This is a genomic window from Parasphingorhabdus sp. (assembly GCF_036963805.1).
In the GTDB taxonomy this organism is placed as follows: Bacteria; Pseudomonadota; Alphaproteobacteria; order Sphingomonadales; family Sphingomonadaceae; genus Parasphingorhabdus.
Genome location: NZ_JBALUN010000002.1, coordinates 77,330 through 100,952, shown reverse-complemented (window position 1 = coordinate 100,952; position 23,623 = coordinate 77,330). Strand labels below are relative to the sequence as shown.

Genomic DNA, 23,623 nt, shown 5'->3' with positions numbered 1-23,623 from the left:
GAATGCCGGTAGTATCGTGCCGCACGGCACTCTCCGGTTTTGGGTCATTTTCATATCATTCAGCTTATATGAACGCAAAAAAGAACAATGAAGTTTGGTGCGCTAGCCATCCTGAGCGCTAATCGCTGGCTTATTCTTCTGTGAGCAATGGCTTTGCGCCGTCACCCAGCACAACGAACGCCGCCCAATAATAAGGATGAGAGGTACGTGGATCATTCATCAGTTTTTCTTGAGCTAATCGTAAAGATGATGCCAGCGGCATTCCATTTTCGGCACCGAACATGCCGCCGATCAAGCGCTGAGTTGCATCGAAATCATCCGGCACCGGCCAATGGCTTGCTACAACGGATCTTGCGCCCGCGCCAACAAATGCTCTTACTAGACCATCCAGGGCGTAGTTGCCGCCGGTTGCCACTCCGGCCTCCCGCGAAGCACCGACGCTAGCCATCCCTGCGGTATCGCATGCTGACAAAATCACGACATCGGCATCAAGCTGTAAATCAAAAATCTCCTGAAAGCTCAGCAGGCCGTCAGAAGCTTCGCCGCCGAATGACGTTACCAAAGCAGGCCGTGCCATACATTGCGGCTTAGGTGCCGTCACCAAACCGTGGGTGGCAAAATGGATGATGCGATATTCGTTGAGGTCATCTTGTGCCAACAACGCGCTGTCCGAAAAGTCAGCGCCTGTGATGACGTTTGACTTTGACGAGCCAATAATATTGCGTGCGAGATTCAGCTCGGATGACGAAATGGGATTACCCCACGTTTCTGTGCCCCATTGGCACTGATCGTCTTGCGTTGCCGCATATTGAAGGCTCGCATCAGGAACGGCATTTTCACCTAGACCGAGATATCTGAACTTCCCGGTTGATGGAGCAATCGCACGAACTTCTGCGAAGGATCGCGGCGATACGGCAATCGACATATCCCGACCTTTCCCGAACCATTGGATACCGGTAAAATCAAATAGATCGGAATCAATGTCCTGAGTGCGCTCAACATAGGCATCAACGCTCGCCTGATCCTCGACCAATAAATAGGGTGGAAGTTGCAGCAGTGGTCCGTCTGGTTCGTAGATAAGGTGAGTGACGTAGGATAGCTGCTCCTCAACCGGGCCCAATAGCGAAAGATAGAGCAATCGCGCCAATTCGACGTTGAAGGGATAGGTCGCAGTCGCACCATATTCTATGCGAACGATGGAATCGCGCAGATCATTCACGGTTTGCTGCAGGGCTTGCAAGCTATCCGGCACTTTGAAACTGCGCACATCTTCAGGCGTGACGAGGATACTATAGATGGCATCCCCGACGATATTCACCTTATAATAGGCCTCGCCGGTCCTTAAGAGCGCTTGCATTTCGCCAAGTTGCATAACCTGCGGGACTAACACACGGTAACGCGGAAATTGACTCAATTGAGATTGCAATTGCGTTTGCTCCAGCGCCAAAGAGGTTAACGCATCACGTGCATAGCCCAGATCCCGTAGCTCATTGGCATTCGGGAAAGCTTTTGATGAAAGCTGCGCAATTTGACTTGTCGTTCTCGCAATCTCTCGCATGCGTGAAACGGCCAAACGGAACAGAGCTGACGCCTCATCGTCGCCTTCTGAAAGCTCTCGTGCCAAGGCCGCCTGCGTTTGCGCAACGCCCGGTCTTTGAAGCGCCTGAGAGGCAAGGAACATAGCCGCTGATGGCGCAGCATCATTCTCAGGTAAGGCGATCAAAAGCTCAAAATAAGGGCCGAGAAGGTCCCGCATAACGACAGCCGCACCGGGAACCGAGCTGCTGTCCTCCACCACGGTGGCATACAGCGCCAATGCAGCATCAACCGAGCCACTACGCCCCAAAAATCCGGCTAGTCGTGCCTTTGCTGCAAGCAATGCTGGCGACTGTGGGTATGCAGTTTCAACAATCGCGATGGCTTGGGAAAAATGGCTTTTGGCAGCATCGAGATTACCTGCAAATTCGGCCGTCAATGCGAGTTCTGATCGAATATCGGAACGTAACCAGGCTGTAGAGGTGACCCGGCCGTCCCTTACGCTTTCTATCGTTTGCAATGCCGTATTTTGCGCATCTGCGGCCGCTTCAAAATCTTTATTGATGCGCAGGGCGACACCGCGCAAGTGGCTTGCCTGACCATCCAATATCTGACCGCGTTCGAAATCGCTTAATCCACTGTCAAAACCACCGACCCGTCTCAGGTTTTCATTCTCGCGATTAATTTGGACGGATAGTTCCGATGTAATTTCACCGGATGAAACGACATTGCCATCGACGCCTTCGGATATCCTGACCACCGGTCGTTCCAATAAACCGATAGCATCATCGGCCTTTTGCTGATTGAGCAGGTGAATCGTGCGAAAATTACGGATCAGTCTTTGGGTTACACCGTCGCGCGCTGCAACTGCAGTATCCGCACGGTCAAACAAAGCCTGGGCACTGGCAAAATTACCGAGATTGGATTGCTGCAAACCCTGATTAGCTAGAAATTCAGCGGTACGGCCTGTACTGCCGCTGTCTCGTGCGACCAGAGTTTCAAAAAATTCCGCTGCCTCTGCATAGCTGCCGCTGTGATTGCGCGAATAAGCCTCGGTACGTGCGCCCTCGATATCCAAAGAACCGGCTTGAATCCGGGCAAAAGCTACAGGATCACTAACCGATGTCGTGGCAACTTCAACTGCCCCTTCAACCGGCTGGTCAGAGACAAGTGCTGCCAGCCCCAGTCGCAACGCGGAATCATATCCGGCAAGACCCTGCGCAATATAGGTGGTACTACCGCGTTCGGTTGAATAGATGCGATGATCTATCCGTGTCTCGCTGTTGGTGCAGATTGTAGAAGAGACAGTTCCCAGATGTTCAATAGTGGCTTCGCCCTCTTTCCGGCAAGCCAGATGATCTAATTCTTCAAAGCCAACTAAAGCAACAGGATCAGTGGCGATATCACGAAGAGCCAGAAACGTTCCGACGCTGGTCGCGGCATCGCGGCAAACGATCCGATAGCCTCGGTCGAACATTCCGGCCAATTCCGGGAGATTGGGCGCATTCTGGGCGGTGCATAACACGCCCCTGCTTCCGATCCGGAAGCTATCTTGAACGGATAGCGGCAAATCGCGCGCCATGACAGGTTGAGAGAGAAGCGCAGCCGCTGAAATACTGCAAAGCAATGCGGCCATATATCTATTATTGAGTCTGATCATTGACCGCCCACCATGTTAATATCATCCGATGGCGGAGCCGCAGTGGCACCCATCAAATTTGGATTTCCGCCGCTGGTGACCGGTTCCGAAATGGCCCCTGCGCCACTCATTGGACGCGTGTTGATTATCGATACCGTTCGAGAAATCGGACTTTTGCTAGTTGCCTTTTCTTCGGCTTCCTCCTGCTCTTCCTCGGTCAATTCTTCATCGGAGGCTTCCTCAGTGGCTTGCGGCTGCTCTTGCACGGTATCGCGCACATTAGTTGCGATGGGTACTTCGTCTCTGCTGACGGTCACACAAGCCGATGCGGTCAGTGCACAACCGTTGATGCTTGATCCAGCCGTGAAGCCCGCGCTTGGCGCAGCCGGAAAGATAGAATCGCGAACATTGCCATTCACGATTTTCGTATCATCGGTATTCAAGGTTGCACCATATATAACCATATCCAGATCATTCACGCCTGTTGGAATAATCTCAACCTGATCGGTTTCGGCATAGAAACCATATGCTATGCCGCCACTTCCTACATTTTGGATGAGCAGACTGTCCTCCGCCGCAAATGTTAAGCGTGCAGCCTGAATGGAGCCGTCGGGATTAGCTGTAGGAGTGGCTCTCGCCAATAAAGCGTCGCGGCCAACGAAAAAGCGATCAACTGACAATTGGTCGAGCAAAGCCGAGCTACCCACATGGATGTTCCGCGCCGAGAGATATAGCCTACCGCCGGGTGAATTACCTTCTAAAAGTATACCGCCGGTGTCGCTGGCGACCGCAATAGTGTCACCAGTTAGGGACAACAGATTGTCCACTGCCATATTGGTCATGTTAAGATTGCCCGAAACCCGGATGTTATCCAGAGTAGATATTTGCAATGAACCGTCCGGACCAACGAGATTGGAGCCTGTAGCGCGAGACCCTGTAAGATTCAGGTCACCAATGATAATCCCGCCAGTGCCATTTGAGTTTATACTAATCAGATTGGCGCGCAAGCGGCCTGCTTCAGCATTGCTCAAGGCATAACCGAGTGGGCCGGAAGCGACATCGCCAATCGACGTGCCACTGCTCCCACTGCTGGCCAAGGCCAATTCACGGGTATTTTCATCACCCAATCCGCCACTTACCCCGATGTCGATATCGCTGGATACCACGGAAATTCGTGGTGCGGTTATGATACCACCAAAGTCTGCCAAACCAGCAGCGTCAGCCCTAAATAAAGTGGAAAGACCGATGCTCCCCAAACTCACAAAATCGCCTGCCGTCGCTGCAACAAAATTACCACCTGTAACCGTATTGTTGATGGTAATCGAATCACTGGTTGGGGCCGGATTTAGAGCGAATAAAGGTGTAGGATCCCCTCCAGTGCCAAATAATGACTGCATGCTGGCATTGGCGAGATATATGAAATTATCAGAACCTGCAGTGGTGCTAATATTATTGGCCGTAATCGCTGTTCCCGCCAGCATGACGACGTCGGTCGCACTCGCGACATTTGCCGTCATTATCGCAGATGGTGTCATTAGCCCGATTGCAGCTGTACTAGTGGTCAAATCGCCTGTTGTGATGCCCGTTGCTGCGTCAATGGCGATCGCCAAAACACCATTATTTGATACGCCCTGTACCGTTATATTACCGTAAGTTCCGCTGCCCAAAGCCTGAGACTCAAAAGCACCGCCGGTCACAATCATGCCAGTGCCCAAAATCGATTGATCTGAATCCAGTTTGATGTTGCCTGCACTGGTCAGATTGCCGACCTGTAAATTATCGCCCGCGACAATATTAATCAAACCACCGCTGGCGACATTTCCAAAATCAATGCCGCCCATGGTAGAGGCCATAAAGTCAGCGCCAATATTGATATTGCCGCCCGAGATCGCTCCTGTTTGCGAAACAACCTGTCCTGATGTTGCTGCCGTAACCTGAGCCAGCGTAATAGCGCCCAAAGCATTGACCGCGACATTTCCTCCCGAGTTAATATCACCGGCAGTCAGCGCTCCGTTATTAGCCGCCAAAGTCGCACCAAGGTCTGTGTTAACAGCAAGAACGGTCAGATCCCCGTTCGTCGAACTGGCCTGTACCGTTCCAACTGCGGCCACATTTCCCAATAGAACATCGGAGCTTGCCGAAACAATCAATCCAGCTCCGCTGTCTATATCACCGGTCGCCAAACTTCCTGTGGCATTGAGCACGATAGCGCCCACGCTAGTCAAATTTCCGGTCTCCGCGTTCCCGGTTACCGCGATATCAATCACGCCGCCACTTGCTATGTCACCAAAGCTGATGTCGCCGATGACGGCGGCAGAAAAACCAGCCGCAGCGTTAATATTGGTGCTTAGGATAATATCGCCCGCTGACCCCAATAGGGTTGTACCGGTCACCGTCAGCAGCCCGCGATTGAGCGGCGGGATTCCATCACTGCTAACCACAAAGGTTCCGCTAGTATCAAGATCAAGATTGCCGCCGATGTTAATTGCACCGCTATCGGTCAGGACAGCTATATTGCTATCGGTCAGCAACGTCAGACCATTTGTGACATTTAACGTGCCATCGACAGCCGATATAAAATTGGGCAGCCCGCTTACACTGACCAGATCGCTAGCAATAAACGCGTCATAAGCCGCGATAGTGGCCGAACCTTGACTGATATTAATCGTGCCAAGGCCGGTCGTACTGGAACCAGCAGCCGCACCGCTTCCGGCAATGGCACTGGACGAAATAGAGATATTGCCAGCATTTAGTGAACCCTGTTCCGTGCGGTTCACACGATTAGTCACCGATATTACAGCGTCAGAGCCGGTGGCATTGCCGCCGTCCCCTTGCGCTGCCCCTGATCCGCCAAACCCGCCAGCGGAAGTGGCAACATAGTCCACATCACCGACTATAATCGCTGATCCTTGAGACAAAAGCGTCAGGCTGCTCGCCAAGGCTTCGCCGCCATCGCCGCCATCGCCATTTGTCGGACCCGCCCCGCCAATACCGCCATTACCCGCTACAGCGTCAGCAGCAATAGACACATCGCCGAATGATGCTGAGCCCAATGTGGTCGGTGTATCGGTAGAACTTATTAAACCTAAAGTTACCGAAGCGGCCTGCGCCGCGCCGCCGATACCGCCATTGCCGCCTAAGCCATCGAAACTCCTGCCACCCACGCCGCCATCGCCGCCCATACCCCCAGATGAGGAGACAACGATGATCAGATTACCAAGTGAAACAACACCATTTCCGGCTGACCCGACAATAGTAATACCGCCATTTTGCGAGACATTTCCGCCGCCGCCGCCATTTGTTGCCGAAAGGGCATCGATGCCCTCCATACCAGCGCCACCGTTGCCGCCCTGCGCAAAACTAACAATGGTAGTATCACCGAAACTGATGTTGCTCAAACCGGCTGCAGCCGAATTGCTGGTCTGAATATTTGCGGTTGCTCCCACAACATTCCCACCATTGGAACCTGCACCGCCGTCACCGCCATCCGCGTTGAGTGCAATATTCAATAAATTGCCAGATATGACGCCGTCACCGCCGCCCGCTGCTGTAATATTGACAGCACCGCCGGTCGCGTTTCCGCCAATCCCATTTTCATTGGATGTTCCGCCGACTGCAGTACTAATAAGATTTGTATCGCCAATGATATTGATTAAACCTGCGCGACCAACAGAAACTCCTATAGATCCGCCTATCGCATTGCCCGCTGCTCCGGCGGCCTCTCCTCCCACTCCATCAGCAGCCAAGGTCATAGCCCCACTGATATTTATAAAATTATTGACACCGCCAGCGCTGATTAAATCGATGCGACCACCAGTCCCAACGCCACCAATGGGGCCACTAGCACCGCCGCCGCGACCACTGATGCCACCACCACCATTTCCGCTTGCGACAAGATTCAACGGACCGCTGACTATAATATTAGCATTATCACCATTTGTTATGAGCTGGATTATTCCGCCATTGGCATCGCCGGCGATCTCATTGGCTGTTCCACCGATTGCTGATGCGCTGCCAGATAGGTCATTAAAGTTAATCCCTGTACCTGTACCAGAGATGACACTAATGGTGCCACCGCTTGCGGTCCCCCCAACTTGGTTGGAATTGCCTCCATTCTCGGCAAAGGCGTTGATAGTTGTTGTACCGAGATCAATCAGGTTATTGGCACCCCCACTGCCAGAGATCGTGACCGATCCGCCGACAATATTCCCACCATTTATACTTGGTCCAGAATATGTTGAATCATGACCTTCTGCGCCAATTGACGTCACCGAACCGACTAGAAAGCTTGCATTGCCGCCGTTAGCACTGAGTGAGATAGTTCCACCAACGCCATCTCCTGCATCATCGGCCCCCTCTTGAAATCCGCCATAGCCATTGGCAGCCAGCGACAATTGAGTGGTCACATTTATCGTGCTATTCGCCTCCACCTGGGCCAAAATAGTCCCACCGGTTCCGTTGCCGGTGCCTCCCCCGCCTGAAAAATTATCTCCACCAAAACCGGTTGCAGTAAGGGTGACGTCGCCCATCAAATTCAGTTCACCACCGGCGTCTGCCGATATAGTTGTGGTTCCGCCGAAGCCATTACCAGTTCCAGCCCCGCTTTCGTCCGCCCCCCCAATTCCGTCGGTAGAAACAAAGCTTGTGCCCGCAATCGTCAAGGTACCGCCAGTGGCTGATATGCTTGCATTGCCTCCGGTACCGTCATTTGTTCCGCCTCCGCCAATGCCATTGGCACTGAGATTAGCTTCGGCATTCACCGTCAAATTGCCGCCATCGGTTGCAAGCCAAACAGAACCACCGGTTGCTGCGCCTAATCCAACGCCGTCCGAATTGAGATCGACTGGTCCCGCTATTATTATATCTCCGGGACCGGATATTATCGCGCTAACACCGCCCAGCGTGTTGCCGTGGAAACCCGGAGCCGCAAAACCACCATTGGCAGTTGTTCCCAATTGAACATTGGTTCCTGCCGTAATCAGGCCGGTAGCGTCAGAGGTTGTGATAGTTACTATGGCGCCTATCGTGTCACCAGCTTGGCCAATACCGAAATTATTGCCGCCGAGCACATTTGCCCCAGCAAAAAAGGAACCTGCAAAATTAAATGCTGTTCCCACCCCTGCGGTGATGTCGATAGTACCGCCGGTTGCCGCACCCCCATCTCCCGTAACCACAGTACCGCTATAGGCATCTACGAACATCGTTGTGGTTCCTGCAATATCGATTAAATTATTGCCCCCACCTGCACCGCTAAAAAAGATGTTACCGCCTTGAGCGTCAGCGTTTATTCCATTGTCACCGTTAAAGGCGCCTGTCGCAACGCCCCAAGCGTCAACGCGGAGATTCCCGCCGACCAGAACGGATGAATTACCGCCATTGGCATGCAGTTGCACGGTACCGGCCGTGCCGTCGCCGCCATCGATACCTTCGGAGCCAAAAGCCCCACCATATCCGTCAACAATAATGTCCAAATTTCCTGCGATATCGACCATAGCGCCGCTTTCCGCGCCAATTTCTATCGCTCCGCCAAAGCCATCGCCAATCTTGCCAATTCCACTGAAATTATCGCCCCCGATGCCAACTGCATCGAGTGTGACATTGCCATTTATTACTATGACTCCACCATCTGCGACCAGGCCAATTATTCCGCCGGTTGCATCTTCACCGTCGAGTACGCCTTGGACATTGGCGCGTAATAACATATTACCATCTACGGTGATCGAATTGCCCGCTCCGTTGACCATCACATTAACAAGATCGGGTGCCTGCAAGATCACATCGGACGCGAATGACATCGCCCCCGCATTGGCCGTCGCCGTAATATTATGAGAGGCCTTTCCGGTAACGCTTGATGTAAAATTATTATTCTCAATCTCTATTGACGCATCAGTCCCATTGACCGGCATCCCCGCGATCATATTTTCAACAATATTATGGCCTGCGGATAATATCACAGCATTGCCGACCACATCAGCAGCGCCAGCAATATCAAAGCCGATATCGCCACCATTTTGGATAGCGATACTAATCGCGTTATTCTTGGGCACCGCAACTGCATAGATGCGGTGATTGTCGCCTGTGCCAATACTTGCAGGACCTGTGGTTACCCCATCATGACGCACAGCGACCCCGCTTGGTATATCGCCGTTCGTTCCAATGGTGACGTTAATGTCAAACAAGCCTTGATTGAAAGTAATAGTTGCCTGTTCCGCCGCAATATAGGCTGCGGAGCCGTTGACCTCTACATCACCTGATTGCGTCACAATGGGTGCGAGCAGGCCAATGTAACTATTTTCAGGGGTCAACGTGACGGATGCACCAGCATCTATCTCCGCAAATGTACCGCTCACTGCCTGCGCAAAACCGGTCGTTCCACTGCCATCGATAAAGAAACCTTCTCCGTCGACAATGGGGTCAGCGGTCGTCAGAAATAAGCCACCGACATCGATGATGGCGGTGCTACCCAAAACGATACCGCCGGGGGCATAAAACCAAACACTTCCGCCTGGCACAAATTCACCGCTATCTATTGCTAACCGACTGATGATATTACCATTTAAAATAATCGGCCGCGTATTATCGACGGGAACGATACGGTTCAGTACGGTGAAATCTGAAGTACCCTCGATATCGTTTTGGTAAACTGCGGTTAAACCAGCGGGTAGAAAATCGATATCCGCTCCGTTTACAGCCGTGTCGTCAGGCAACCAGTCAATCACCACTTGGTCCGTGAAAACCGTTATCGTATCAGAAATTTCGTCTGAACTGATATTAGCACTTCCTGACTGGACTGTCCCCAAACCTTGAAAACCCATTTGCGCATGGGCGGCTGGGGATGTACCAAAGAAAAGACCGAGGGCAAGCGCTGCTCCCGACCCCAATGGCCGATGACGCAGAGAATTTAATAGTCTTGTTTTGACAGTCATCTAGCGTTTTCCCCATGGGAGTAACTTGGTTGTGAAAGAGATTAAAAAGCGGACATCGCCCTTGCGGGTTTGCAACCCGGCTGCCCGAGTAGGTACTGCAACGGTCAGGTCCAATCGTGCACGGTCGGAAAAACTGCTGCGTAAACCGCCACCGACCGACAATAAGCGCTGCGGATCGAGATTTCCGGGACGATCCTTGTTCCAAACCCAAGCTGCATCAACAAACCCAAAGGGCTGGATCGAGACGTTCGACATTTTCGGCGGACTAATACGCGGTCCTCTTGCTTCGAATTGGAAGCCCACGCCATCATCACCGATAATCACACCCGGCTCATAGCCGCGCCCGATCGTGTAATTGCCCGCAGAATATTCTTCAAAACTAAACAGCGGATCAAACGCATATTGCGCTTTAGGTTTGATGAAAAAGGACAGCTCGGGCGAAACAACATATTCTGCCGAAACCGAAGCCCGGATTGTCGTCGCGGTGGGATCTCCATCACTGCGGCTCGGCAATGTAACTCCGGCCGGACAAAGGGGATTGCAGCCTTTACTTGCCCCCAATAGGTTCAGACCACGCCGCAATTCCAAGCTACCGGTCATCCGCCAGCGCGGCGCCCCTTTTTTGGGACTATCAACTGCATCAGCAGTAATCCGCGCATAAGCAACACGCAATCGATCTTCGCTTAATGGCGTGATGAAGTCGACTTTCTGGTTCACATAATCAAAACCGCCTGCAGCTGTGATATTGCGGGTCTGACTGCGAATGAGCGGGTAGCTCGCTTCTATTGACGCCAATAAGGTACGGGCCGTTAAATCAGGCGTATTCCCCCCGCCAAAGTCACCTAAATCAGGTTTGGTCCAAGCATAGGTGAAGCGGCCATCGAACCGCAAACCTTCGCTACCAACGCGGAAGCTGTGGCCTGCTTGCAAAATTTGCTGCTCACGAAATTCCGATGTCGAGTAAAATGAAATGCTGGTGCTATCGCCCATACCGGTAAGGCCATGAAATTGTGCGCGGATCTGACCACCCCAAATACCTGTATCTTTAGCTGCCAGATTTTGGATATTGAAATCAACATCAAACGGCGTCCGGGTTACCGTAACATCGCCAATAAGTTCACCAGGCCCCGTTCCCGCAGGTCGCAAAGACAACCGGACGTCGTAACCGGGAAGATCGCGGGCTAGAAGAAGATAGCGTTCTGCATTGTTGCGGTCAAAAATCTCATCATTTTCAAGCTTTGCTAGGTAGCTGCCGATCAGCTTTTCCGCGCGGCCCGCTTGCCCGCGCACACGGATATTGGTAATGCGGGCGTAGAGCACCTCAAATTTCACATGACCGTCTTCTATCCGTTGCGCCGGCACTTCGACAGCTGCCAAATAACCTTTGTTTCTTAATAAGGTAGCGGCCGCATCACGAATTTCACAGACTCGCTTGATCGGCTGTGACTTACCCAAATAGGGTTCATACGATTGCCGAATTTCAGCTTCGGTGATACCCTTCAGGTTATTGAAAAAGACATCATCAATATCGACCCGAATTTCGTCATATTCTGGCTTATCAAGCGGACAGGGAGATCTTTCGACGCTGTCTTCTATGGTCAGACGAGTGCGATCCTTTTCAATCGACGGAACCGCCGGATCTATCTCGTCTCTTGTTGGTGGAGTAATCTGCTGTGCATAAACATTGGTCGCGCTAAGAATTGTCAGCACGTTAACCGCGCCGGCAAGCCGTACTATTTTCATTTTCACTAAATATTATCCCCGGGTCGCGCGCCCCCTGCGCACCATTAGACCTACAGTAATCGAGACATTTTACAAATTTAAAGCAGATTATTTTTCTGATAAAAGTCCCATTGGCCCATAGTTAAATTCGTCATACTGAGAGCGATCTTCCCCTTGGAGACATCATATGGTGAGACTAGCCCGCCTGAATTTTCGCAGCAGTCTCTTCTATCGTTCCCGAAACAAGCAGCGGAGATCCTCCGACCATACCGACATTAGTCTGGCCATTTTCACCGGTGCGTAACCACGCGATATTTTCAACAACCACCAAATAATTGCCGCCGCGCGATTCGAGTAAAACGAATTTCATATTATGTCTCCTGACACGTACTCGTCTACGTGGTGGAACTCTTTTTTTGATTAACGTCCGCTTACGAAATGGAACGGCTATCAACTTCAGAATCCGTGGCGGTGCGGCACCGCCACCCCCGCTACTTTCTGCCAAACAAGCGGTACAGCGCCATTTTGATAGCATACGATTCTGGATCATGATGTGACAACGATCACCGGTCGCGAAAATTTAGTCCGGTGCTTGTAAGAAGGTCAAGGATAAAGCCTGCAGATCAAACAAAAAATGGGAGACGATCCCCAAACGAATTCGGGTTTCGGCTCCCACTGCGCCTGATTGGGATGCTGTCCTCTTGCGATTTCAGCGTCCGCTTTTCCGGCGTCCGGCTTCCAGACTGCTATCGTTAATGGTTTTAGGTTTTCCACATCATTACTTGCGCAATCATGTTTCGGTTTTAAACCCGATATTAATCCAGTCACCCGATGATTTTACTCCATCTGGTCCGCTCGGGCTTAGGCCTTTGTTTCACAGGTTTTTCCAATCATCTGTCAAAAGATCATTTCATTTTTCTTGCGAAGAACAAAAAGCTCGTTTCAACTATCTTTTGGTCATAGATCGCCCCAACGGGTCATTGCTGACTGGTCGCCGGTTGGATCGAATTCCATCCGATAAAGCTTATATGCCACGAGTTTACGAGTCGCTCCAAATATCAAAGGAGGACTTATCCACAGTTCCCAATTGTTCTTGTGGAAAACTAGTTTTCAAACTGTGGACAAATTCGAAAAATGGAAATCGCTATCCTGTGAAGACAGCACAAATATATCTGAACTATGTTCCCCAATATTAAACGGGGTCGGATTCCGGAATAATCCATTGGTCCGGCCTTTCCGATAGGGGGATATATGGAAAGTACCGGACCTTAGGAACAGTCCCGGCGCTTGTTCGGGAGGAGGGCGAAGCAGCCGGGACTGAAGGTGTATAAAAATTAAACCTGAACGGTAGATAGCAAAATAATGCTGCTGGCGGTCAGGGAGGCTATTATATTGAAAAGCGTTTTCATGGATTTTTCCTTATTTAAAACGCCAACCAAACATCTCTTTTCCTGTCTAACTGATAAGGGTCAAATGACGCCAAACAGAGTAAGTTGCAATTGAAAACGGGAGTCAATAGGGTGCATATTTTGCAACTAACGCTTTTAAAAAATGCCCTTTAACAGCTTCTTGCCCTTATCCAGCGGGTTTTTACGGAAGTTGGTTTCCTCGATCCCAATATAGGAGAAAATACCGTCCATAGCCTGCTCGGTTACACTGTCGGTCAATCCATCACGTGACAAATCTAGTCCACCCAATGAACCCAAAGCAGAAAGTGAGCCAAGGCTTTCCACCTGTCTATAAGCTCCGACGTCGCCTAGGGCTTTCTCTACCAAAGGACGAATTTTCAAGGCCAGCTCTTCACCGGAAGTCTTCCGCAAATAGTCGGTTCCGCCCGTGCCGCCGCCGGTGACAATACCCACGCCGTCGGTCAACGTCAGATTGTCAATTGCAGACCGGAATACCGGCTTGGCTTCAAGCGCCGCCTTGCCAGCCGCAGCATTCAGGCTTTTCGTAATATCCTTGGTTAGGCCAGCCTTGCTGGTGAAGCGTAATATCTTGGTCGCTTTCTTCAATGGACCGGGAAGCAAAACCCGGACCGCTTTATCTGCATAAAATGCACCCGGCTGTGACAATTTATCAAGCGCCCCATCCGATGCATTGCTCAGCAGGCTTTTGACACCCGTGCTTTGCGCCTGTACCGGCACAGATAATATAGGAGACATGGATAATGGCATAGCCAGCAAGGCAGCTGCTGCACTTAGCTTCAGTTTCTTTGTGACGTTCCGCATTATCCCACTCCTGCTATGTTATGTCAGATAAGCATAGCACAACAATTTGGCGGCAAGCTGAACAGATTCTCCGAATTGTGTAAACATCTGTAACCAGAGCAGCTGAGGTACCCAGTAATCATAGTAGAGCGTATGCTTCGGAGCACTAACCTATATTCACAGCTCAATCGCTGCCTCGGGCGTGGAGGCATTCACAGCCCCGCCATCCACAATCAATGTTGTACCAACAACATAGTCGCCTGCACTGCTTGCCAAATAAATAGCGGCGGCGGCCATATCTTCTGGCTTGCCGATCCGTTTCGCAGGAATGCTTTTTTCAACCGTATCTTCATAATCCCGTGCTGATGTATTCATGTTGGAAGAAAAATGACCGGGTGCGATGCCAGACATGATAATGTCTTCTGCGACCAGTTTGGACGCCATTTTTCGCGTGAGATGGATGACTGCAGCTTTCGACGCTTGATAGCTATAAGTCTCCCACGGATTGACCTTCATACCATCAACAGAGGCAATATTGATAACTTTTGTTGGCTGCTCAAAACTGGCCGCCGCTTTCAATTGGGGATGAAGCGCCTGTGTCAAGAAGAACAGGCCTTTGACGTTAGTATCCATAACCTTATCCCAGCCGACCTCTGGAAAGCTGAGATATTCTGCCCCCCAAGCCACACCTGCATTGTTAACCAATATGTCGAGCTTACCTTCATGCTTAGCGAGCTCTGCAGCCAAAGCTTTGCAGCCCTCAACCGTACTCACATCTCCGGGCAAAGAAATACAATTATCGCCCATTTCAGCCGCTGCGTCTGCACAGGCATCAGCTTTCCGGCCCGAGATATAGACCTTCGCTCCTTGGGCCAGAAAACCCTCTGCAATCATCCGTCCGATGCCGCTGTGACCGCCGGTAACCAGAGCTACGCGGCCCTCGAGTGAAAATAGCTTGTTAAAATCCATTATAATATCCTTTTAGTATCCGTGCATTTCGGCAACGAGATTGGTGTGGTAATTTGCATCACCCATAAATTCAGCCAGCGCTCGGTCGCGTTTCATATAAAGGCCGATATCATATTCATCCGTCATCCCGACACCACCGTGCATTTGCACGCCCTCCCTGACGGAAAGGGTAGTCGCTTTGCCCGTCTTCGCTTTGGCCACAGACACCATCAATTCCGCCGCTGACGAGCCTTCATCCAACATTTGCTGTACCTTCAGGACCGTTGCACGCGCAATCTCCATTTCACTGTAAAGATGCGCCGCACGGTGCTGCAACGCCTGAAACGATCCAATAATCGCATCAAATTGTTTGCGGCTTTTAATATAATCGAGAGTGATATCCATAGCACCAGTACCGACACCAAGCGTTTCTGCAGCAGCGCCAGTCCGACCGGCGTTGAGCATCCGCTGAAGGACTGTGCCGCCTTCATCGACTTCGCCAATCACCGCATCTGCATCGACGACGACCCCGTCAAATTCGATATGAGCCGCCATAGAGCTATCGACCAAACGAACGCTATCTCTCGACATGCCATTCGCCTTCGTGTCCACGGCAAAGAGGGTCAAGCCTTTGTCGTCACCCGCGCTACCACTTGTTCGTGCCGCCACGATCAATGTATCCGCCGAACCGCCCTGCACGACAAATTTCTTTTTTCCATCCAGTTTAAAGCCATTACCTTCACGTGTAGCCGCCATAGAAATTTGATCCGGACGATGTTTCACACTTTCATCAATGGCGAGAGCCAGCACGCTATCGCCTGACAATATACCTGGAAAATATTTATCACGCAGCGCTTTTCCGCCTGCGTTAAGGGCTTCCACCCCAGCAACAGCCGTGGTCAAAAATGGCGACGGTGTCAGATTGCGACCGATTTCTTCCAGCACTACTCCTGCTTCAACATGGCCAAGCCCCAGACCACCTTCTTCTTCAGACACCAATATGCCCGTAAAACCCATTTCCGAAAATTGCTTCCACAGTGCGTGTGAGAAACCATCTTTGCAGTTCTTATCACGAAATTCGCGAAAATGGGCAATATTGCCCTCGCCTTTCATGAAATCTGCTGCACTGTCCTGCAACATTTTCTGATCATCATTCAAATAAAGCGGCATCGCTTTTATCCTTTTTTCGTATAATTATGTGAGCACAGCCCACTAACTCGGGCATTCCCATTATGAGTTTGGCCCATTATGCGTTTGGCAGTTGCAATATCTGCTTGGACACTACGTTCAGCATCACCTCACTAGTGCCGCCTTCAATGCTATTAGCTTTCGTCCGCAACCAGCCGCGAGCAGTTAGACCCCCATTGGATGCATCGCTTTCCCATTCCAGCACTTCGCTACCACCAGCGGACATGATCAATTCATGACGCCGCTTATTAATTTCGGTACCGGCATATTTCATCATATTCGGTTGTGCCGGGTGGCAAAGATTAGCTTTAAACGTATCGCCAAAACGTTCCGCCATTGCACGGAATGCAAGCACATCAATGTCCATATCTGCCATTTGTGCACGCAGCATCGGATCATCCAATCGTCCCATTTCGTCACGGCCATATTGATCTGCGAATTTCGCGCCCAGTGATGTCGCCCCTGAGGAACCGTCGCCAGAAATCATGCTCCGCTCATGCCCCAGCAGATATTTGGCAACATCCCAACCGCGATTCACTTCACCCACAACAGATGACACGCCATCACCATAGGATTTAGGGACTTCCACATCCGCAAAAAAAGTCTCGCAAAAAGCGGATTGCCCGGAAATCAGGACAATCGGCTTTGTGTCTACCCCCTTGCTCATCATGTCGAAAAGCATGAAGCTAATGCCTTTATGCTTGGATGATTTATCCGTGCGGGTCAGGCAGAAAATCCAGTCGGCCTTGTCAGCATAGCTGGTCCATATCTTCTGACCGTTGATTAGATAATGGTCCCCCTTGTCCTCCGCCGAGGTTTGCAATGAAGCGAGATCCGAACCGGAACCGGGTTCTGAATAACCCTGACACCAGCGTACTTCGCCGCGTGCGATGGGCGGAAGAAAATGCAATTTCTGTTCTTCTGTACCAAAGTGCAACAACGCAGGGCCAAGCATCCAGATGCCAAAGCTCGCCAAAGGTGGACGAATTTTCAGACGTCCCATTTCCTGAAGCAATATCTTGTTTTCTGCGGCAGATAGCCCACCCCCGCCATATTCTTTGGGCCAGTCAGGGACGGTCCAGCCTTTCGCCGCCATTTTGTCCATCCACTCTTTTTGACCAGGCTTGAAGGTGGGGTTCTTCCCCCCCCAGCAAATGTCGCTTTCATCCACAACTGGTTGACGCATTTCTGATGGGCAATTGACTTCCAGCCAAGCGATCGTTTCGCTGCGGAAACTTTCGAGATCGGACATAAGATATTGTTCCTTTAATTGCGTGATTAACTCCTGACTATCATAAGTGAGGCATTAGGTTCAATGATCCGCATGCTCGAAGGACATAAAAAATTAAGGGAATGGAGACACCGCTAGGATTCCGTAAGGGCAAGCTAATCAATTCGCAGAGGCGGTTGACGGCCAATTCGCGCTAGGCCTATGTTCCAAAGAAAATCAGGCCGCAAACTAGGAATCCAAAGGATGCAATTTAGAGACAAGACCGTTTTAATGACGGGCGGCTCATCAGATATTTATCGAGGCACAGTTGATCTATTTTTGCGCGAAGACGTACAGGTTGTCATGGGCACCCAAGCAGGCTCACACCCTAAAATACCGGGGCTATTAGATGCGCTTTTACCGGCCCTTATGAAGTGAGCGCGCTTGCAGACCCATTACCGACCAAAACCAAGCTGCTTTATGGTTTCGGCTCGATAGCATATGGCATCAAGGATAGCGGCTTCGCCACCTTCTTGCTATTTTACTATAATCAGGTTGTTGGCATGCGGGCTGATCTGGTCAGCCTTGCTATCGCGCTCGCTCTGTTTGTAGACGCATTTATCGATCCATTAATCGGGCAATGGACTGATAGAACGCGAACGCAGATCGGTCGCAGGCACCCTTGGCTTTATGCTTCCGCCATACCGATTTGTGTTTCTTGGTTGCTGCTCTGGCATCCACCACAAGCAAGTGAGATGATGCAATTTTTCTATCTCTTGAGTCTCGCCATAATGGTCCGAATTTCACTGTCTCTCAACGAAGTCCCGGGATTGGCCCTGCTCCCCGAATTAACCAAAGACTATGATGATCGCACCAGTATATTGCGATATCGTTTCCTATTCGGTTGGGGCGGCGGTTTGACAATGATGGCCCTTGCCTACGCTGTCTTCCTGGCCCCTACTGATGCTTATCCGAATGGATTACTGAACCCGGAAGGATATTCGACTTACGCCATTATCGGCGCGTTTATAATGGCTTTTGCGGTATTAATTGCGGCACGCAGCACACATACTCGTATTGTCAAAGCCTATCGGGAAACGAAGCATTTGCCCGCTGCCTCTGAATCGCTGATGCATATTTTTGCTACATTTCGTTTTCGTCCTTTCATGCTGCTGATGCTGGCCGGAACATTCGCATTTGCTAATCAGGGTTTGGTTTTCGCGCTAACGCCTTATCTACTGACCCATATATGGCTATTTGAACAGACCCAGCTTTTCATTTACGCGATCTCGATATTTGCCGGGGTCATCCTAACCTTTTTGTTGATCAATGGTATTTCCCGACGTTTCGGAAAATCAAAAACGGCTGCGGTTCTCACCTTGGTAAGCATGGTTCTTTCTACGCTGCCCTATTGGTTGCGCATGATCGGGATGTTCCCATCACCGGGGTCGCCCGTTCTGCTTCCGCTCATTCTGGTGTTCATTATATTCGCGACAGCTGCTGCAGTTGGCGTGATGATTTGCACCATGTCAATGATGGCCGACGTCACTGATGCCTATGAATATGAAACCAAGAAAAAATCAGAAGGCGTCTTCTCTTCCGGCATGTGGTTCATGCAAAAGGCTGTGGGTGGGCTAGGTATATTATTCGCCGGCATTATCATTTCTATCATCCAGCTACCCGACAAAGCGCCTCCAGGCAGCGTCGACATTGTCGTAGTCGATAATTTGGCCCTGATTTTTGCATCGATGACCGTGATCATCGGATTGATTGGCGCATGGGCCTACACCTTGTTTCCGCTCAGTCAGCAAGACCATATCGAACGCATCGCTAAACTTGCCAGTGCTCAAGGAGTGGTAAAGACGCGTTAGCTCTGATAAGTTAATTGCATAGTTAAATCGAGAATCTTCCAACAAAGGATATTATCATGGATTTTGATCTTACCGAAAAACAGGAATATTGGCGCAATCAGGTGCGCGAGCATATCGAGAATCATGTCCGTCCTCGCGTGGCAGATTACAAAGCCGAAGACGAATCCGGGGATCGCTGGAAAGTCCTGCAAGTTGTTGAAGAAGAAAAAGCCAAGGCGAAAGAAAAAGGTATCTGGAACCTTTTCATGCCACCTGCAAACCCCAATCTGACTCATATTGACGATGTCTTTCAGTTTGAAGGTCCCGGCCTGACCAACCTTGAATATGCCCTATGTGCCGAAGAAATGGGCCGGGTTGGCTTTGCGTCTGAAGTATTTAACTGCTCCGCACCTGACACTGGCAATATGGAAGTCTTCCACCGCTATGGTACGCTGGAACAGAAAGAGCAGTATCTCCGTCCATTGATGAACGGTGAAATTCGCTCCGCATTCTTGATGACCGAACCAGCGGTTGCGTCTTCCGATGCTACAAATATCGAAACGGCTATCGTTCGCGACGGGGACGAATATGTCATTAATGGCCGCAAATGGTGGTCTTCTGGCCTCGGTGATCCCCGCTGCAAAATTGCTATTGTAATGGGCAAAACAACATTTGAGGGTAGCCGTTACACGCAGCAATCTCAGATCCTGATGCCAACCGATGCGCCTGGCGTGAACATAATCCGCCATCTTCCTGTCTTCGGTTATGACGATGCCCCGCATGGTCATATGGAAGTTGAGATGAAAGATGTGCGCGTTCCTGCGTCTAATATCCTGTTGGGTGAAGGGCGCGGCTTCGAAATCGCTCAGGGTCGCCTTGGACCTGGCCGGATTCATCACTGCATGCGGACCATCGGAGTTGCGGAAGAAGCGCTCGAAAAAATGGTTAAACGCCTGCAATCGCGAATTGCTTTCGGCAAACGCATTTCCGAACATAGCGTTTGGGACGAACGTGTAGCCCGCGCCCGTATCGATATCGATATGAGCAGGTTGCTCTGCCTGAAAGCCGCAGACATGATGGACAAAGTCGGCAATAAATATGCCAAGGCTGAAATTGCCATGATCAAGGTTCAGGCACCAACCATGGCGCTAAAGATTATCGACGACGCCATCCAAGCCCATGGCGGAGCTGGGGTGACCACCGATTTCGGTCTTGCTCAATCCTATGCACAGCAACGCACCTTGCGTTTGGCTGATGGCCCCGACGAGGTGCACAATCGCACCATCGCCAAAATGGAATATGGCAAATATGCTGAAACCGCGGACGGTAGCAAAATGAAGGAAGAATTTTCTTCAGGTGACCTTGCTGTTACGCGATAAGAGGGGATCGGATTCATGAAAGCAGCCGTCCTGGTTGAAGCGGGTAAACCGCTTGAAATCGAAGATGTAGCCATCTCGAAGCCGGGACCGCATGAAGTGTTAATCCGGACGGCGGCCTGCGGGCTATGCCATTCGGATTTACATTTTATTGAGGGCAGCTACCCGCAACCCTTACCCGCGATTCCGGGACACGAAGCGGCAGGCATAGTTGAGGCAATTGGCAGCGAAGTTCGCACTGTTGCCGTCGGCGATGCAATCGTTTCTTGCCTGTCGGCCTTTTGTGGCCACTGCGAATATTGCGTATCGGGCCGAATGTCCTTGTGCCTTGGCGCCGATACACAGCGTGTGGAAGGCGACGCCCCTCGCCTTTCCCGCCCGGACGGGACGCCCATCGGGCAAATGCTCAACTTGTCTGCCTTTGCCGAACAAATGCTGATTCATGAACATGCTTGCGTGCGCATTGACCCTGAAATGCCCCTCGATCGCGCGGCCGTTATTGGCTGTGCAGTTACCACCGGGGCAGGAACAATCTTTAACGCTTGCAAAGTGACTCCGGGCGAAACAGTCGCAGTGATCGGTTGCGGCGGTGTCGGATTGGCAACAATAAATGCCGCTAAAATTGCTGGAGCAGGCCGCATAATTGCCGCTGATCCGGTTCCCGAAAAGCGGGCGCTAGCCTTAAAGCTTGGTGCAACCGATGTCATTGATGCGATGGCTGATGATGCGGCTGCACAAATCATAGAAATGACGAAAGGCGGCGTTGACCATGCGATCGAAGCTGTCGGTCGTCCGGCGTCTGGCGCTCTAGCCGTCGGGTCGCTTAAGCGCGGCGGTACTGCGACAATATTAGGTATGATGCCTCTCGATCATCAGGTCGGCCTCAGCGCAATGGACTTGCTGTCGGGCAAGAAATTGCAAGGGGCGATCATGGGGAACAACCGCTTCCCGGTCGATATTCCGCGCCTTGTAGATTTCTACATGCGTGGACTGCTCGATTTGGATAGTATTGTTGCCGAAACAATTCCGCTCGAACAGATTAACGACGGTTTTGAGAAAATGAAGAGAGGTGATGCAGCACGTTCCGTCATCACATTTACATAAATTAAATAAAGGATTTCCATGAACCCGCAAGAAGACATGACTGGTACGATCGCAATTCCAGAAAAAGACAAGCTGGATGACGCAAGCCTTACCAAATGGATGGAAGCCAATGTTGAAGGCTTCACCGGACCGATGAGTATTACAAAGTTCAAAGGCGGGCAATCAAATCCGACCTATAAGATTGAGACTCCCGGCACGGACTATGTTTTGCGCAAAAAACCGTTCGGGAAACTATTGCCCTCGGCGCACGCAGTCGATCGCGAATTTCGGGTGATAGCGGGCCTTGATCCAACCGATTTCCCTGTCGCAAAGCCTTATGGCTTATGTGAAGATGATAATGTCATCGGTACGATGTTTTATATCATGGGCATGGCTGACGGCCGGACGTTTTGGGACGGCTCTTTACCGGGCATGAAACCAGATGAACGCCGTGCAATTTATTACGAGATGATTGATACACTCGCGCTGCTTCACAGCTATGATCCTGCAAAATTAGGTTTGGAAAAGCACGGAAAACCAGGGAATTATTGCGAACGGCAAATTTCACGCTGGACGCAGCAATATAGATTATCAGAGCTGGAAACAATTCCAGAAATGGACCAGTTGATCGAATGGCTGACCGAGACAATCCCCGAACAGAAAAATTTCGGAATTGTCCACGGGGATTACCGGCTCGACAATATGATTTTTGCGCATGACGAACCGAAAGTCATTGCAGTGCTGGATTGGGAACTCTCGACGCTGGGTGATCCCATAGCGGATTTTGCTTATTGGCTTATGGCCTATGAGATGGAGCCAGAAGGCCGCAGCGGCCTGAAAGGCGTTGATCTCGAAGCTCTTGGCATTCCAACAAGGGAAGAAGCCATAGCGCGCTATTGTGAAAAATCTGGTATAGAAGAGCTTCCGCCAATGGATTGGTATCTTGCCTATAATCTGTTCCGGATTGCCGCAATTTTGCAAGGCATCCAAAAGCGTGTAGTTGATGGTACAGCAAATAGCGCGGCGGCGGCAGAAATGTCGGACCGAGTGACCCCGCTAGCCCAGGCAGGGTGGGAAGCGGCAAAGCGCGCCGGTGCGTAAATAAGGGCGCATAAATCAGACTGATAGGAGCATGAGCATGGCGGACCTCAAGGATAAAGTAGCCATTATTACCGGGGCGGGCAGCGGCATTGGCCGGGCATCGGCGCTGCTATTTGCAGAACATGGCGCAAAGGTTATTGCCAGCGACCTTACCGATGAAGTGGAAGAAACAGCCAAAGGGTCTGACGGCAATATCATCGCAATCAAAGCAGATGCCGGATCTGAAGGCGATGTGGAGATGCTTGTCGAAGCAGCCGAACAAAGATTTGGTGATCTGCACGTCTTTTTCGCCAATGCCGGCATTGGCGGCGGGTTTGAAGGTATTTTCGATAGCAGTGTTGCCGAGTGGCAAGAGGTTCTGCGCGTCAATCTGATCGGACCATTTCTGGCCGCAAAATATGCAGGCAAAGTGATTGCGGAAAGCGGGCATGGCGGATCGATTATCTGCACGGCTAGCGTGGCGGGCATAAGATCGGGTGCTGGCGGACCAGCTTATTCTGCATCAAAAGCGGGCGTCATTAATCTTGTTAAAGTCGCCGCCCAGCAATTTGCGACATCCAACGTCCGTTGCAATGCCATTTGCCCCGGTATTACCGAAACCGGCATGACCCAGTTCATCTATGATAAAGCGCGCGAGAAAGGCAAAGAGGACCGGCTTGGTTATCTTAACCCGCTACGCCGCGGTGCCAGTCCGCTTGAAATGGCAGAAGTCGCTCTGTTCCTTGCCTCTGACCGGTCGTCCTATGTCAATGGACAAGCCATCGCCGTTGACGGAGGACTAAGCGCTTCGCACCCTGTCACTCGTCAAGAATTTGGACGGACTGCCGTTTAGCG

Annotated in this window: 14 protein-coding genes; 6 read left to right on the top strand and 8 right to left on the bottom strand. The window is 51.1% G+C overall.

Annotation, left to right across the window (positions count from 1 at the left end):
- Positions 1-130: 130 nt before the first annotated feature.
- The 8 genes from V7676_RS07195 to V7676_RS07160 all read right to left on the bottom strand — a co-directional run bounded on the left by V7676_RS07195 (position 131) and on the right by V7676_RS07160 (position 17,421).
- A complete protein-coding gene (locus V7676_RS07195) occupies positions 131-3,196 on the bottom strand; it encodes a CHAT domain-containing protein (protein WP_335659012.1) in 3,066 nt (1,021 codons plus the stop codon).
- Positions 3,193-10,101 (bottom strand): hypothetical protein, encoded by a 6,909-nt coding sequence (locus tag V7676_RS07190; protein WP_335659011.1) that lies wholly within the window; start codon positions 10,099-10,101, stop codon positions 3,193-3,195. The genes V7676_RS07195 and V7676_RS07190 overlap by 4 nt, the downstream gene beginning before the upstream one ends.
- The gene (locus V7676_RS07185) at positions 10,102-11,844 is read right to left on the bottom strand and encodes a ShlB/FhaC/HecB family hemolysin secretion/activation protein (protein WP_335659537.1); all 1,743 of its coding nucleotides are present in this window, start codon (positions 11,842-11,844) and stop codon (positions 10,102-10,104) included. It abuts the gene before it with no gap.
- Positions 11,845-12,019: 175 nt separating this feature from the next.
- The gene (locus V7676_RS07180; RefSeq protein ID WP_335659010.1) at positions 12,020-12,193 is read right to left on the bottom strand and encodes a hypothetical protein; all 174 of its coding nucleotides are present in this window, start codon (positions 12,191-12,193) and stop codon (positions 12,020-12,022) included.
- Positions 12,194-13,367: 1,174 nt separating this feature from the next.
- Entirely contained in the window at positions 13,368-14,054 is a 687-nt protein-coding gene (locus V7676_RS07175) for a DUF4197 domain-containing protein (RefSeq protein WP_335659009.1), read from the bottom strand.
- Positions 14,055-14,210: 156 nt separating this feature from the next.
- Positions 14,211-15,002 carry an SDR family oxidoreductase gene (locus V7676_RS07170; protein WP_335659008.1) on the bottom strand — a complete coding sequence of 264 codons (792 nt, stop codon included), beginning with the start codon at positions 15,000-15,002 and terminating at the stop codon, positions 14,211-14,213.
- A 12-nt stretch (positions 15,003-15,014) separates the two neighbouring features.
- Complete coding sequence (locus V7676_RS07165; protein WP_335659007.1) at positions 15,015-16,151, bottom strand: acyl-CoA dehydrogenase family protein; 1,137 nt, start codon at positions 16,149-16,151, stop codon at positions 15,015-15,017.
- Positions 16,152-16,227: 76 nt separating this feature from the next.
- Entirely contained in the window at positions 16,228-17,421 is a 1,194-nt protein-coding gene (locus tag V7676_RS07160; RefSeq protein WP_335659006.1) for an acyl-CoA dehydrogenase family protein, read from the bottom strand.
- A gap of 222 nt (positions 17,422-17,643) precedes the next feature.
- Between V7676_RS07160 and V7676_RS07155 the strand changes: the two genes are divergently transcribed.
- Genes V7676_RS07155 through V7676_RS07130 form a run of 6 tightly spaced genes read left to right on the top strand, consistent with a single transcriptional unit; the run spans position 17,644 to position 23,621 of the window.
- Positions 17,644-17,817: a hypothetical protein gene (locus V7676_RS07155; protein WP_335659005.1), complete on the top strand. Its 174-nt coding sequence runs from the start codon at positions 17,644-17,646 to the stop codon at positions 17,815-17,817.
- Entirely contained in the window at positions 17,814-19,250 is a 1,437-nt protein-coding gene (locus V7676_RS07150; RefSeq protein ID WP_335659004.1) for an MFS transporter, read from the top strand. Before V7676_RS07155 ends, V7676_RS07150 begins: the two co-directional genes overlap by 4 nt.
- Before the next feature lie 56 nt (positions 19,251-19,306).
- The gene (locus V7676_RS07145) at positions 19,307-20,608 is read left to right on the top strand and encodes an acyl-CoA dehydrogenase family protein (RefSeq protein ID WP_335659003.1); all 1,302 of its coding nucleotides are present in this window, start codon (positions 19,307-19,309) and stop codon (positions 20,606-20,608) included.
- A 15-nt stretch (positions 20,609-20,623) separates the two neighbouring features.
- The gene (locus V7676_RS07140; RefSeq protein WP_335659002.1) at positions 20,624-21,709 is read left to right on the top strand and encodes a Zn-dependent alcohol dehydrogenase; all 1,086 of its coding nucleotides are present in this window, start codon (positions 20,624-20,626) and stop codon (positions 21,707-21,709) included.
- 18 nt (positions 21,710-21,727) lie between these two features.
- Entirely contained in the window at positions 21,728-22,789 is a 1,062-nt protein-coding gene (locus V7676_RS07135; RefSeq protein WP_335659001.1) for a phosphotransferase family protein, read from the top strand.
- Positions 22,790-22,826: 37 nt separating this feature from the next.
- Positions 22,827-23,621: an SDR family NAD(P)-dependent oxidoreductase gene (locus V7676_RS07130; protein WP_335659000.1), complete on the top strand. Its 795-nt coding sequence runs from the start codon at positions 22,827-22,829 to the stop codon at positions 23,619-23,621.
- The last annotated feature ends 2 nt before the right edge of the window (positions 23,622-23,623 follow it).